This window comes from Leptolyngbya sp. BC1307 (assembly GCF_002286735.1).
Classification (GTDB): Bacteria; Cyanobacteriota; Cyanobacteriia; order Phormidesmidales; family Phormidesmidaceae; genus Phormidesmis.
Window position 1 is genome coordinate 1 of record NZ_NRTA01000159.1, and the last position, 1,009, is coordinate 1,009.

General features: G+C 46.2%; 1 protein-coding gene. It reads right to left on the minus strand.

Annotated features, from left to right (window positions below; all coding sequences use genetic code 11):
* Positions 1–523 precede the first annotated feature (523 nt).
* On the minus strand, positions 524–1,009 hold a 486-nt coding region (locus tag CKL79_RS22535; RefSeq protein WP_141242116.1), incomplete at its 5' end, for a transposase.

Below are 1,009 nucleotides of genomic sequence, written 5' to 3' on the forward strand. Positions count from 1 at the left end.
GGCGCAATGTTGATATTGCTGCTCAATTTGGCTTTGAAATCATCATCAAATCATTGCCTGATTGGGCTTATCGAGAATGGTGAAAGATCTGAGTTAACGATTACGATCATTTTTGCTTAGGTCACTTTCTCCTCTTGGCCCTCCCTTATTCTCCGCTACTATGTGGCAGTTTTCGCCAAGAAGGATCGCCTTCGATGGCACGGACTTTGCAGCATCTGCAACCAATCCCTTTCTACACTCCGGCAGGGAACACCTTGCAGCGGCTTTTTCCCATAAAATCTTTAAATCTTTTTGCTGAAATGCCACGAGATTTTCCTTGAGAGCCAATTATGTATTCAAAGTCAAGTCTGCTCGATAATACCTCCAAATTCCTATGTTGTCGTCATGTCTTCATATAACATTCTTGTTTTCAGAAGTTATTTATCGATTTTGCCGTATGAGTCCATAGAAGCAGGGTACTATCTAACATCCTTGAGTGTTGTGCTCTGACGGTAGAAAAATAATTGAGGCGTTATCTAGCGAGTCATGCAGGCACCCCCTTATTCTGCTTGTCAAACAATTTGGCAAACACCTGCGACGCCGATTCACCCTGTTCAAGACAGTCATGAGCAAAGAGGATTAGCTTTTCTATCAGCGCTTGCGATTGCTGGCGACAGACCTGCCCGATGGATTGTGTGAGCTGGGTAGGGCGCTTGCCCGGAGCCTTTGTCGGGGGTGGCAAGCAAGCCAAGTGCAAGATTGAGTAAGCCACGAACACCAACGTCCAATGGGTTTGAATGGATTCAAAGGTTCGCATCCGATACTCATCAAGCCCGAGATATTGCTTTCCATCTCGATAAAAGGTTTCTATCGGCCATCTTTGTAAATATTTGGCGAGCACCTGTTTGGCTGACCAGTCAGCGCGATTGGTCAGCAGCACAGCGTAAGTCCCGGTGAGCTGTGCAGTTTCAAAGCTAATCACTAAACGCAGCTTGCCAAAGCGGGGAATTCGGCAGCAGAAGGTAAAACA